The organism is Burkholderia sp. SR8 (assembly GCF_052851275.1).
Genome location: NZ_JAULUC010000003.1, coordinates 230,385 through 243,564 on the forward strand (window position 1 = coordinate 230,385; position 13,180 = coordinate 243,564).

Annotated in this window: 11 protein-coding genes; 5 read left to right on the forward strand and 6 right to left on the reverse strand. The window is 68.3% G+C overall.

The features are described from left to right. The first annotated feature begins 40 nt into the window (after positions 1–40). Complete coding sequence (gene mprF, locus Q3A80_RS05220) at positions 41–2,635, forward strand: bifunctional lysylphosphatidylglycerol flippase/synthetase MprF (RefSeq protein WP_446328002.1); 2,595 nt, start codon at positions 41–43, stop codon at positions 2,633–2,635. Beyond that, positions 2,632–3,909 (forward strand): virulence factor family protein, encoded by a 1,278-nt coding sequence (locus Q3A80_RS05225; protein WP_446328003.1) that lies wholly within the window; start codon positions 2,632–2,634, stop codon positions 3,907–3,909. Before mprF ends, Q3A80_RS05225 begins: the two co-directional genes overlap by 4 nt. 40 nt (positions 3,910–3,949) lie before the next feature. Here Q3A80_RS05225 and Q3A80_RS05230 read toward each other — a convergent pair whose 3' ends face one another. The 3 genes from Q3A80_RS05230 to uxuA form a co-directional block, all read right to left on the reverse strand. Then, positions 3,950–4,285 (reverse strand): hypothetical protein, encoded by a 336-nt coding sequence (locus Q3A80_RS05230; RefSeq protein WP_446328004.1) that lies wholly within the window; start codon positions 4,283–4,285, stop codon positions 3,950–3,952. Further along, entirely contained in the window at positions 4,285–5,595 is a 1,311-nt protein-coding gene (locus Q3A80_RS05235) for an MFS transporter (RefSeq protein ID WP_446328005.1), read from the reverse strand. Before Q3A80_RS05235 ends, Q3A80_RS05230 begins: the two co-directional genes overlap by 1 nt. Positions 5,596–5,666: 71 nt before the next feature. After that, positions 5,667–6,776: a mannonate dehydratase gene (gene uxuA / locus Q3A80_RS05240; RefSeq protein WP_446328006.1), complete on the reverse strand. Its 1,110-nt coding sequence runs from the start codon at positions 6,774–6,776 to the stop codon at positions 5,667–5,669. 262 nt (positions 6,777–7,038) lie between these two features. Between uxuA and Q3A80_RS05245 the strand changes: the two genes are divergently transcribed. The 3 genes from Q3A80_RS05245 (at position 7,039) to Q3A80_RS05255 (ending at position 10,897) form a co-directional block, all read left to right on the forward strand. Next, a complete protein-coding gene (locus Q3A80_RS05245; protein ID WP_446328007.1) occupies positions 7,039–7,761 on the forward strand; it encodes a FadR/GntR family transcriptional regulator in 723 nt (240 codons plus the stop codon). 239 nt (positions 7,762–8,000) lie between these two features. Further along, positions 8,001–9,125, forward strand: a complete 1,125-nt coding sequence (locus Q3A80_RS05250) for an extracellular solute-binding protein (protein WP_446328008.1) — start codon at positions 8,001–8,003, stop codon at positions 9,123–9,125. Next, the gene (locus tag Q3A80_RS05255) at positions 9,122–10,897 is read left to right on the forward strand and encodes a diguanylate cyclase domain-containing protein (RefSeq protein WP_446328009.1); all 1,776 of its coding nucleotides are present in this window, start codon (positions 9,122–9,124) and stop codon (positions 10,895–10,897) included. The genes Q3A80_RS05250 and Q3A80_RS05255 overlap by 4 nt, the downstream gene beginning before the upstream one ends. Before the next feature lie 117 nt (positions 10,898–11,014). Here Q3A80_RS05255 and Q3A80_RS05260 read toward each other — a convergent pair whose 3' ends face one another. From Q3A80_RS05260 to Q3A80_RS05270, 3 genes are all read right to left on the reverse strand, one after another. Continuing rightward, positions 11,015–11,314, reverse strand: coding sequence for a DUF4148 domain-containing protein (locus Q3A80_RS05260; RefSeq protein ID WP_446328010.1), 300 nt, complete (start codon positions 11,312–11,314; stop codon positions 11,015–11,017). Positions 11,315–11,600: 286 nt separating this feature from the next. Further along, complete coding sequence (locus Q3A80_RS05265; RefSeq protein ID WP_006760082.1) at positions 11,601–11,861, reverse strand: hypothetical protein; 261 nt, start codon at positions 11,859–11,861, stop codon at positions 11,601–11,603. Between the two features lie 420 nt (positions 11,862–12,281). Next, a complete protein-coding gene (locus tag Q3A80_RS05270; RefSeq protein WP_446328011.1) occupies positions 12,282–13,130 on the reverse strand; it encodes a sulfite exporter TauE/SafE family protein in 849 nt (282 codons plus the stop codon). Between the last annotated feature and the right edge of the window lie 50 nt (positions 13,131–13,180).

Sequence of the window (13,180 nt, forward strand, 5' to 3'; positions counted from 1 at the left end):
TCCCGCGCCGCGACATGCTATGCACCAGCACGAATAACCTATGTCTTCCCGTCACCCTGGTCCGCCCGGCCGTGCCGCGTCGGCGATCGCCCGTTTCTCGGCGCTGATCCGCCACGAGCGCGTGCTGTCGCCGCTGCTCGCGCTCGGCATCGGCCTGCTGCTGATCGTGGTTTTCCAGCACCTGTCGGAATCCGTCGACTACCGGTCGGTGATCCGCCAGCTGCGTCAGATGGCCGTCGGCGAGTGGGGCGCGTCGCTGGCCGCAACCGCGCTCAGCTATCTGGCGCTCGTCGCTCGCGATGCGGTCGGCCTGCGCTACGTCGGCGCGAAAGTGCCGCGCGCCGCGCTGTGGATCGGCGCGATCGCCGGCTCCGCGCTCGGCAATGCGACCGGTTTCGGCGCGCTGACCGGCGGCGCCGTGCGCGCGCGCGTGTACGGCGTGTCGGGCGTCACGCCCGCGCAGATCGGCCGGATGACGGTCTTCACCAGCGGCACGCTCGCGCTCGCGATGGTGTGGATGACCGCGATCGGCATGGTCTGCGTGCCGCAGACGCTCGCCGCGATGCTGCACGTCGCGCCCGGCGTGCTCACGTGGGGCGGCGCCGCGCTGCTCGTCGTGCTGGCCGGCATGGTCGCGCTGTGCGGCAATACCGCACGCCCGGTCGTCACGCGCTTCAGATGGCTCGCGTTCGACGTGCCGGCGCGGCGCGATCTCGTCGCGCAGGTCGTGTACGCGGTGCTCGACGTCGTGGCCGCCGGCCTGACGCTGTGGGTGTTGCTGCCGGCCGCGCCGGTGGGCTTTCCGACCTTCATCACCGTGTATGCGGCCGCGCTGCTGCTCGGGATGATCGGCCATACGCCGGGCGGGATCGGCGTGTTCGAAGCCGCGATGGTGTTCACGCTGGGTCGCGAAGTGCCCGCGCATGCGATGGTCGCCGCACTGATCGCGTATCGCGCGATCTACTTCGGCGTGCCGCTCGTGCTGTCGGCCGGGCTGCTGGCCGGCTTCGAAGGGCGCGCGCTGCGGCGCCGGCTCGTGTCGCGGCAGGCCGCGCGCGTGTCGCAACTGGCGCCGCTGTTCCTGAGCCTCGTGACGTTCGCGGTCGGCGGGATGCTGGTGATCTCGAGCGCGACGCCCGCGTTCTGGCACCGGATCGCCATTCTGCGCAACATCGTGCCGCTGTGGGTGCTCGAAGGCTCGCAGGTGATCTGCAGCGTGCTGGGCGTTGCGCTGCTGTTCGTCGCGCGCGGGCTGCTGCGCCGCCTCGACGGCGCCTGGTGGATGACCTTCGCGCTGACGCTCGCGAGCCTCGCGCTGTCGCTCGCGAAAGGCCTCGCGTTCGTCGAGGCCGGCGTGCTCGGCACGCTGCTGGTGCTGCTGCTCGTCAGCCGGCGCCGCTTCAACCGGCATTCGTCGCTGCTCGCCGAGCGCTTCACGGTGAGCTGGTTCGTGTCGGTCACGCTGGTGCTGATTCTCGCGGTGTGGGTGCTGTGCTTCGCGTTCCGCGACGTGCCGTACACGCGCGATCTGTGGTCGCATTTCTCGTTCGACGCCCGCGCGCCGCGCGCGCTGCGCGCGACGCTCGCCGCCGGCGTGTTCGTCGCGATGTTCGCGCTGTGGCAGCTGCTGCGGCCCGCGCCCGGCCGTTTCGTGAAGCCGGCCGAGCAGGACCTGCTCGACGCGGAACGGATCATCCGCGCGCAGGAATGCAGCGACGCGGGCCTCGCGCTGATGGGCGACAAGTCGTTCCTGTTCTCCGAATCGCGCCGCGCGTTCCTGATGTACGCGAAGAACGGCCGCACGTGGGCCGCGCTGCACGACCCGGTCGGGCCGCGCGAAGAATGGCCGGCGCTGATCAGCAAGTTCATTGCGCTGGCGCACGCGCACAGCGGCCGCGCGGCGTTCTACCAGGTGCGTGCGAACGCGCTGCCGCTGTATCTCGATGCGGGGCTTACGCTGATGAAGCTCGGCGAGGAAGCGCACATCGCGCTCGACCGGTTCGACCTGAAGGGTTCGAACCGCTCGCACCTGCGCTATGCGCTGCGCCGCGGCGACAAGGACGCGCTGTCGGTCGAGGTGATCGCGCCCGCCGACGTGCCGGCCGCGCTGCCGGCGCTGCGCGACATCTCCGACGGCTGGCTCGACAGCCGCGACGCACGCGAAAAGAGCTTCTCGGTGGCCGCGTTCCACGAAGGCTATCTCGCGACGCAGTCGGTGATGCTGGTGCGCCAGGCGGACAAGCCGATCGCGTTCGTCACGTTCATGACGACCGACCTCAACACCGAGGCGACGGTCGGCGTGATGCGTCATCTGCCGGAAGCGTCGCCGTATGCGATGGAGTATCTGTTTACGCAGCTCGCGCTGCATCTGAAGGAAGCGGGGTTCCGCAAGCTGAGCCTGGGCATCGCGCCGTTCTCGGGGATGGGGGCGGCGAAGATGCCGTCGCCGTGGCACCGGCTCGGGCTGATGGTCTGGCGCTTCGGCGGCCGCTTCTACAACTTCCGTGGCTTGCGTGCATTCAAGAGCAAGTTCGAGCCGCACTGGGAGCCGCGCTATCTCGCGGCCTCGGGCTCGGTCGGCGTGTTCGTCACGCTCGCGGATCTGTCCCTGCTGGCTGGAGGTCGGCGTTCATGATGGTGAAGAAAGGTATCGCGCGGGCGGCAGTCGCCTGCGCGGGTATGATGCTGGCCGCCGCCGCGCTCGCGGCGCAGCCGGCGGCGAAACCGGAAACCGTGCCGGGCGGCCGCTACGGCCCTGTCACCGTGACGAAGCCGAACGGTCCGCTGCGCGGCTTCGTCGTGCTGTTCTCGCGCGGACGCGGATGGAGCGCGGGCGACCAGCAGGCGGCCGACGCACTCGCGAAAGCCGGTGCGATGACGGTCGGCGTGGATTCGGCGCGCTATGCGGCGAATCTCGCCGCGAAGCAGGAAACGTGTCACCACCTCGACGGCGACGCCGAGGCGGTCAGCCACCAGCTCGAACGTCTCGCACAATCGGCGCGCTACTACACGCCGATCGTCGCGGGCGTCGGCCAGGGCGGCGCGATCGCGAAGCAGATCCTGTCGATGGCGCCGGAGAACACGATTGCCGGCGCCGTGTCGGTCGATCCGGCCGCGCAGCTCGATGCGCGCTTCAAGCCGTGCCCGCCCGATCCGACGATCGTGCGCCGCGCGATGCCGGGCTTCGTCGAAACGGCCGCAGCCGGCGACGGTGCGAAGCTCGTGTCGCTCGTCACGTCGCACCTGCACGACACCAGCAGCACCGACGAACTCGACGTGTCGGACCTGCCGCTCGTCGAGCTGCCGGCCAAGGGCGGCAGTGACCGCCTCGCGATCGTGATCTCGGGCGATGGCGGCTGGCGCGATCTCGACAAGACGATCGCCGAGGCGCTGCAGCGCGACGGCGTATCGGTGGTCGGCATCGACAGCCTGCGCTACTTCTGGAGCGAGAAGCCGCCCGCGCAGGTGAGCCGCGACCTCGCGCGCGTGATGCGCACGTACATGGCGCGCTGGCATGCGAACCGCGTCGCGCTGGTCGGCTACTCGTTCGGCGCGGACGTGATGCCGTTCGCGTACAACCGGCTGCCGGCCGACTTGCGCGACAAGGTCTCGGTGATGTCGCTGCTCGGCTTCGCGCCGGCGGCGGATTTCCAGATCCGCGTGACCGGCTGGCTCGGGATGCCGGCGAGCGACAACGCGCTGAAGGTCGCGCCTGAAATCGCGAAGGTGCCGCCGCAGCTCGTGCAGTGCTTCTACGGCGCGGAGGAGAAGGAAACGATGTGTCCGGCGCTCGCGAATACCGGCGCCGATGTGATCAAGACCGGAGGCGATCACCACTTCGGCCACGACTACATCGCGCTCGAGAAGAAGATCCTCGGCGCGTTCGGCAAGCCGGTCGCGGCGCGCTGAACGCCGGCGCCCGCTGTACTGCGGGCGCGGGATCTGCGGTTCATCGGACGGGCGGCCCGTGTGACGGGCCGCCCGTTTCATTTGGCGAGCCTGCTGACGCGCGTGCGTCGACGATCGCACGCGGACCGGGCGCGCGGATCCGCTCGTCGATGAAGTGCCGCCGCCAGCCCTGATCGCGCGGGAACGGACGGCCGCGCGACACGCAGCGGCCGACGTCGCAGCGGTTGCACGGCAAGCGGCGCGGCGCGCTCGGCGCGTCGCCGGCCCTGCAGCGCGTGCCGGCCGGATGGTATGCGCCGTCGGGCGGCACCGGTGCGGCGCGCGGCGCGACCGTCGCGCTTGCGCGGCGCTGGCGCTGGCGCTGCTTGCGCAGCATCAGGCCGCGTTCGGCTCCGCGTTGCGGCGGTTCGCTGCGCTGCGCAGCGGCGGCAGCGGCTCGACCTTGCCGACGACGAACAGGTACGACAGCGCGCCGACCACGCACAGCGCGCCGGCCACGGCGAGCGGCACGACGAACGAGCCTTTCGTGAGCGACAGCATCACGCCGGTGAACGTCGTGATGAAGATGCCGGCGAGGTTGCCCGCGAAGTTCTGGATGCCGCCGAGCGACGCGACGTGCGCGGGCGTCGGCGCGACTTCGCCGACCAGCGTCCACACGTTCGCGCCGGCGAACGACAGGCTCGCATAGGCGAGCGCGAACAGCGCGAGGCACGCCCATACGTTCTCGACGAACGCGGACAGCGCGATCGACGACGACAGCAGCATGCCGAGCACGAGGCAGGTCTTGCGCGCGGCGGTGGCGCTCCAGCCGCGCCGGAACAGGCTGTCCGACACGTAGCCGCCGAGCCAGCCGCCGGGAATCGCGAGCAGCGCGGGCAGCATGCCCCACGTGCCGAGCGACGCGAGCGAGAAGCCGCGCGATTGCAGCAGATAGCTCGGGAACCACGTGATGAAGAAGTAGATCGCGAAGTTCAGGCAGAACAGGCCGATCATCATCCCCCACACGGTCCGATAGCGGAACAGGTCGAGCCACGACACCTTCGCGCCGTCGGTTGCGTGCGCAACGGCCGGCGCGCCGCGCTGCGCGAGCAGCGCATCGACGGCGTCCGGCGCGATCGCGCGATAGCGTTCCGGGTCGCGATAGACGAACCACCATGCAAGCGCCCATACGATGCCGATCGCGCCGGTGATCGCGAACGACCCGCGCCAGCCGACGATCGAGATCAGCCACGCGACCAGCGGCAGCGACAGCGCGGAGCCGACGCGCGAGCCGCTGTCGAAGATGCTGCTCGCGAGCCCGCGTTCGCTGCGCGGGAACCAGTTGAACGCGACCTTCGCGAACGACGGGATCGCGGCGGCTTCGCCGACGCCGAGCATCAGCCGCACGCCGACGAGCTGCGCGAGGCCGCGCGCGGCGCCCGTCGCGACGGTGAACAGCGACCACCAGCCGACCGCGAGCGCGAGGCTCACGCGCACGCCGACCTTGTCGATGAACCAGCCGGCCGGCAGCTGCAGGAACGCGTAGGTCCAGAAGAATGCGCTCAGCACGAGCCCCATGCCGACCGCGTCGAGGCCGAGGTCGGCGCGGATGCTGGGCGCGGCGATCGCGAGATTCGCGCGGTCGATGAAGTTGATGACGTTGGCCAGGAAACACATCAGGATCATGGCCCATCGGATGCGTGGCATGTGAAGTCTCCGCGCGGACTGTCGTGACGGACGGCCGGCGATCCGCTGCGCCGGCTGCCTCGAAGGGCGGTTCAGCGCGACGGGTTCGCGTTTGCGCTCACGTTCGCGTTCGTGTTCTCGTTTCCATTCGCATGCGGCGCGCGATCGAATTTCGCGAGCGCCTCCCACAGACCGTTCAGGTAGACCGCGCCGAGCGCGCGATCGTAGAGCCCGTAGCCGGGCTTGCCGGTCTCGCCCCAGATCATCCGGCCGTGATCGGGCCGCACGTAGCCGGTGAAGCCGGTGTCGTGGTAGGCCTTCACGATCGCGGCGATGTCGAGCGAGCCGCAGCTCGACAGGTGCGCGGTTTCCTCGAAATCGCCGTTCGCGTCGACCTTCACGTTGCGGATGTGCGCGAAATGGATGCGGCCGCGTGCGCCGAATTCGCGCACGAGCGCCTCGACGTCGTTCTGCGGGCCTGCGCCGAGCGAGCCCGAGCACAGCGTCAGCCCGTTCGCGGGCGTGTCGACGATGCGCAGGATGCGCGCGAGATCGTCGCGGTTCTTCACGATGCGCGGCAGCCCGAAAATCGGGCGCGGCGGATCGTCCGGGTGGATCGCCATCTTCACGCCGGCTTCCTCGGCCACCGGGATGATCGCGGTCAGGAAGTACTCGAGGTTCGCCCACAGCGCGGCTTCGTCGACGCCGCGGTACTCGGCGAGCAGCGCCTGCAGTTCGTCGGGCCGGTAGCTCGAATCCCAGCCGGGCAGCGCGATCCCGTCGTTCGGATCGATCGTGTCGACCGCGTCGGTGCTGAACGCGAGGCACGTCGAACCGTCGTCGAGCGTCTTCGACAGTTCGGTGCGCGTCCAGTCGAACACGGGCATGAAGTTGTAGCAGATCACGCGGATGCCGGCCGCGCCGAGATGACGGATCGTCTGCCGGTAGTGGTCGATCAGGCGGTCGCGCGTCGGCTTGCCGAGCTTGATGTCTTCATGGACCGGCACCGATTCGACGACCTCGAAGCGCAGGCCGGCCCGTTCGATCGTCGCCTTCAATGCGGCGATCTTGTCCGCAGGCCAGACCGCGCCCACCGGTTCGTCGTAGATCGCGGACACGATGTGCGTGACGCCCGGGATCTGGCGGATGTATTGCAGCGAGACCGGATCGGACTCGCCGTACCAACGGAAAGACATCTTCACTGGCGTGCTCCTGGCTGGTGGTTCATGCATCGGACGACCGTGGCGGCATGCCGGCCCGGACGTCGTCGGCGTGAGCGGATTATGAGTGGTATGCCAGTTTGGTGGGATAGTGGTTTACCAGTTGTGCGGCTGCCTTGGGCCGACGTAGCGGTGGTCTGACAATGCGCCCAAGCCGCCTGGGCAGGGCGTCGTGCAGAATTGGTGTACCATTTTGACGATCCGGTGCCGCCCGTGTGCCGGAAAGCCCGTTGCGAGCCTTTCGATGACCGATCTTTCCAGCCTCTCCGCCAGCCGCGACACCGAAGCCGCGGATCGTTCCTATATCGGCCTTGCGCGCGAGATTCACGCGATGGTGGCGACCGGCGCGTTCGAGGCCGGCGCGCGGCTGCCGTCGGAGCGCAGCCTGGCCGACCAGTTCGGCGTGAGCCGCACGCAGGTACGCGAGGCGATCATCGCGCTCGAGGTGCAGGGGATCGTCGAGGTGCGCGTCGGGTCGGGCATCTACGTGTCGGCGGCCGACGCCGCGCGTCCCGTGACGTTCGAGGTGCCGCGCGGCCCGGGACCGATCGAGACGCTGCGCGCGCGCGGGCTGATCGAGGCGGAAGTCGCGGCGCTCGCGGCGACCGAGCGCAAGGACGCCGATCTCGACCGGCTGTTCTTCGCGCTGACGACGATGCGCGAGCAGATGAACGACAAGGCCGCGTACGACGCGGCAGATCGTCAGTTCCATCTGCGCATCGCGGAGTCGACCGGCAACACGGTGCTGCTGCACATGGTCACCGCGATGTGGGACTGTGCACGCAGCGATCCGCTGTGGGACAAGATCGAGGAACACTTTCACTCGACCGCGCTGCGCGAAGCATCGCAGGAGGATCACCAGCGGATCTTCGCGGCAATCATGTCGCGCGATGCAAACGGTGCGCGCGATGCAATGCGCGCGCATCTGTCGCGCGTGATCGCGGAGTTCACGCAGGCGTGGCGTTGATGCGCATGCAATGTGTCGTCGTCGCCCGCTTCGCGTGAGCGCTTTCGACTGATCATGCTCCGTTCGTGCTGCGGTGTTCGTTTGCGTGCGGCCACACGCATATCGAATGCGAATGCGCGCACATGTGTCGCGTTCCATATCCGCGAACACGGTGTTCGTGCGGCTTGTGCCAATTGCGCGGCGAAATTTTTTATGGTCTTGTTGCACGATCTCGCATCGACTCGAAAAAGGACAGTCGAATGCACACGGGGAACTCGGGCGGGGACCGACTGATCGGCGACATCGGCGCGTGTCGACGCGCGCGCCGTGTCGCATGCAGGCTGTTCGTCGTGTTGGCACTGGGCTTGCCGGGCCTGTCCGCACGCGCCGCTTCCCCCGAGACCATCAGTGACACCGTGCTGCGTGTGCTCGCGTGGCCGGGTTATGCGGATACCGACGTCGTCAATGCATTTGAGACGCACTTTCATGTACGCGTCGAAGTGACGTTCGTCGATTCCGACGAGGCGTTGTGGACGCGCATGCACAGCGCGTCGCCGCCGCCGTACGACGTGCTCGCAGCGAATACCGCCGAGATCCAGCGCTACGCACGCGAAGGCCTGCTCATGCCGATCGACCTGTCGCAGATCCCGAACCGGCGGCGGCAGCTGCCGAACTTCCAGCAGCTCGCGACGATTAACGGACTCACGTACAACGGCGCCACGTATGCGATTCCGTTCACGTATTCGTCGATGGGATTGATCTACGATCGCAAGCAGGTGCCGGCCGCGCCGCACTCGATGCTGGAACTATGGAATCCGCGTTACCGCGGCAAGGTGCTCGACTTCAACAGCGCGCAGCATAATTTTTCGTTTACCGCGCTCGCGCTCGGCTATGCCGATCCGTTCCATCTGTCGCCCGCGCAAACGCTTGCCGTCGCGCACAAGCTGATCGACCTGCGGCGCAACCTGCTTACGTACTACACGCTTCCGGAAGAAGCGACCGCACTGTTCGTCCAGCATCGCGCGGCGCTGATGTTCGGCAACTACGGCACGCAGCAGGTCGAGCAACTGCGTCGCGCCGGCGCGGATGTCGGCTACGTGATTCCTGACGAGGGCGCGCTCGCGTGGCTCGATTGCTGGGGCGTCACGCGCGGCGCGGAGCACCGCGCGCTCGCGTTCGCATGGATCAACTACATGCTCGAACCGGCGATCGGCGCGCTGCTGACCGAACGCCAGGGGCTCGCGAATACGCTGCAATCGCCCGCCGGTCTCGATGCCGGCCGCTCGCGTCTCGTGTGGATCCAGCCGGTCGAGGACATCGCGCGGCGCGAATCGCTGTGGAGCCGTATCGTGTCGGGCGACCGGCCGGAGCGATTCGAAAAATGATCAGGCTCGGACTCACGTCGAAGCTGTCGGTGCTGTTCGCGTGCATCGGCGTGATCGCGTCCGGCACGACCGGCTATTACGCTTATCGCGCGAACCGGACGATGCTCGTGCAGGAGGCGCAGCACAGCCTGCTGATGTCGACGCAATTGCTCGCCCAACGCTTCACGACCGCGCTGTCCGACGTGGCCGACGATGCGCTGGTGCTCGCGCAGTTGCCGTCGTCGGCGCTCGTCGCGGGCAGCGACGACGCCGACCGTCCGGCGCGTGCGCGGCTCGAGCAGGTGTATTACAGCTTCATGCGGAATCATCCCGAGTATCTGCAGATCCGGCTGATCGCCCGCGCGCATTTCGGGCTTGAACGACTGCGGGTCGATCGCGACGCGCGCGGCATCGTCGTGTTGCCGGAGACTGCATTTCAGGAGAAAGGGCAGTTTCCATACGTATTCGAGACGTTCTCGACGGCACCCGGCCACATCTACCTGTCGCCGATCGTGATCAATCACGAGACCGGTTCGCATGCGGCCGAAGGGGTGCCGATCCTGCGCGTGGGCACGCCGGTCGTCGATGCGGCGGGCCAGGTCGTCGGCGCGCTGATCGTCGACATCGAACTGTCACGCGTGTTCGATCGGCTCGAGCGCGATCTGCCGCAGGACTACGCGGTCTATCTCGCGAACGAGTGGGGCGATTTCATCGTGCATCCCGATCCGTCGCAGACGTTCGGCTTCGATCGCGGACGGCGCGTGCTGATGCAGGAGAGCTTTCCCGCCACGCGGCTGCTGTTCGTCGGCGCGCGCACGAACGTCACGCTCGACGGTCTCGCGCAGCCCGACCGTGCGCCGGGGCAGATGTTCGCATTTGTGCGCACGCCGTTCGGCAAAAGCGAGGGCAACCGTTTCGTCGTGCTCGGCATGGCGCGTCCACTCATGGACGTGCTGACACCGGGCGGGATTCTCGGCGAACGGATCATCCGGATGGTGTTCCTGATGAGCCTGGCCGCCGTGATTCTCGCGATCCTGTTCGCGCGCGCGATCACGCGACCGTTGCAGATGCTCGCGCGCGCGGCGACCCACGTGTTCGACGATCCGGCCGCCGAACGGCTGCCCGTCGCGCGCGCCGACGAAATCGGCGTGCTCGCGCGCTGCTTCGACAGCATGCGCGTCGAGATCCGCACGCAGGTTGCGATGCTGCGCGCGAAGCAGCTGGAGCTCACGCATCTCGCCGGCCACGATCCGCTGACCGGGCTGCCGAACCGCCTGCTGTTCATGGAGCATCTCGATGCCGCGATCCGGCACGCGGCCGCGGTGCGGGAAGGGCTGGCGGTGATGTTCGTCGACCTCGATCGCTTCAAGCAGATCAACGACCAGCATGGGCATGCGGCCGGCGACCGGACGCTCGTCGCGGTCGCGAAACGGCTGAGCCAGGTGCTGCGCAGCGGCGACATGGCCGCGCGGCTCGGCGGCGACGAGTTCATCGTGCTGATTTCGGACGTGCGTTCGCCCGAGGTGATCGGCGATATCGCGTCGCGCATCCAGATCGTGATGGCCGAGCAGCTGGAGTTCGGCGAGCGGAACCTGGCCGTGGGCGCGAGCATCGGCGTCAGCGAGTATCCGGCCGACGGCGCGTCGGCCGAGGAACTGCTCGTCAAGGCCGACGCGGCGATGTATGCGGCGAAGGCGTCCGCGCAGTGCGCGTGCGTGCGTTACCAGGACTTGCTGGGCGGCGGTATTGCCGGGGAGGCCGCCACCCGGATCGCGGCCGGCGGTAGCCGTTGACCGCGCGTGCCGGGTGCCGCATGCGTGCCGCATGTGTGCCGCAGAAACGCGACGAGCCCGTCGCGGGACGGGCTCGTTGCGTGTGCACGGCCGCGCGCGGAGCGCGCGGCGGCAGGCTTAGTGGCCGAAGTAGACCGAGTCGCGGGCGTTCTGCACCTTGACTGCCGGCGCGCCACCCTGGACGACCGGAGCCGGCTGCGCACCGTAGCCGCTGTTGTCGGCTGCGTGCACGCGCGCCTGTGCGGCCTGGATGTCGGCCGGGTAGTACGGGCTCGACTGGGTCGGCTTGTAGCCGGCGTTTTCAAGCTGGACGAGTTCGTTGCGCACCTGGGCGCGGGTCACGGTGCTTTGTGCGAAAGCGCCGAACGAAGCGGACAGGGCGACAGCGGCAACGACTGCGGAAACGAGCGATTTCATGATGACCTCCGATGTTCTATTGACTTCGCCGGCGACACCATGTCGTGAGCGATTGATTACATCGTAGGCTTCGGTGCTCCTAGGGTAAACGTGGATTCCAGCGAAAGATTCTTGCGAACGAGGCAATAATTTTGCGATAAATGCGATCCGGCCCCAGTCGGTGTTGCGCGAACGGCAAGCTTGGCGACCGTGTGTGCCGATGCGGCGTGCACGCGCGAGGCGGCGGCGTCGGCAGCCGCCGGCGGAACGGGGGACAGGCGTGCGATGCGGGACCGGACGCCGCGGATCAGACGCCGTCGGCGTCGTCGATTTCCTTGCGCTCGCGGCGTTCCTCGTTGCCGCGGCGCGCCCGCAGGCGCTGGCGCGACAGGACGGCGATCACCTGCTGGGTCGGCGCACCGGACGGCAGCTCGTTGCGGATGCGATCGGGGACCATCGGCAGGCCCGCGCGCTGCCGGCGCAGTGCCTTCGCGATTGCCCGGCGGCATTCGTCCCCGTGGCAATCCCATTCATCGCGGATTCTCTGGCAATAGCGGCATTGTTCCATCGGGACAGTCTAACGCGTCTTGCGGATCGTGGCCGAGCGGCGCGGCGGCGGGGCAGCATGGGCGGTGCCATGCTGCCGGACTCGCGGATCGCGATGCGGGCGTTATTGCGTCGCACTGCCAATCGATCGCGGCGCGCGGCCGACGGGAAAATACGATCGGCCGTGTTTCTGCCTGCGGACGGCTTGCGCCGGCGTATTCGCCGCTCACCTGAGCGACCAGATTCCCCACACGGCAATCAGCAGACCGAGGCCCAATCCGCAGCCCAGCAACACGCAAGTTTCCATTTCGCGCCTCCGAAATTGCGCCGTCGCCGACGTCGAGGTTGCGAATACTACGCTTGTCGGCTTTCAGAACGCATGCGCGGTTGCTTGCGGTCGCGTGGCATCAGCGCCGCGTTGAAGGGCGGCGCGGGGCCGCCATCATCGTTTGTCCGCGGGTGCGCTGCCGGCATGGGCGGCCGGTGGCGGCGCGTGCCGGAACACGCCGGATTTCCAGATCATCTGGGACGCGGCGATGAGCACGAACAGCAGGACGACCGTCCGGAACACGCGCGGCGACATCCTGTCGCGCAGCGGGCGCACGACCCACATGCCGGCGATGGCCGGCAGGCTCGCCGCCGCCGAAACCGCGAGATCGGCGGCGCTCGCATGCGCGGCGCCGCTGAACGTCGTGATCAGCGTGACGATCGATACGACGAGGATGATTGCGATCTGCTTCGTGAACGCGCGGCCGGTCGCGCCCGACGAAATCAGGTAGGTCGCGAGCAGCGGGCCCGGCACGGACGCGATGCTCTCCATCAGCGCCGCGCCGAACCCGAGTGCGAAGCCGACGGGCTTTTGCCAGGCCGGCGGCAGGTTCAGCTTCGGCGCGCCGAGCATCAGCGTCGCGGCGACGATCAGCAGCGCGCCGGACGCCGCCTGCGCGTGGCCGGCGTTCAGCGACAGCAGGATCGCGACGCCGACGACGTTGCCGAATATCGTGCCCGCGATCGGCGCGGCGATCTTGCGTGCGGTGGCGAGCACTTCGCCGCCTTCCAGCGCCTGCGGGATGTTGCCGAGAATGATCGGCATCGACAACAGCAGCACCGCATGCCGGATCGGCAGGAACTGGCTGAGGATCGGCATCGCCACCAGCGGCACGCCGATGCCGGTGATGCCCTTGACCATTCCGCCGAGCAGCAGCGCGACGGCAATGCCGATCAGGTCGAGCAGCGCGAGCCCGTGTAGGTTGGACACCAACACACCTTCAGTCAGATCGAAATGGGTCATCGGGAGCAGGTCGAGTGAGATGCGGCGGCGGGTGCGGTCGTCGGCAGCGG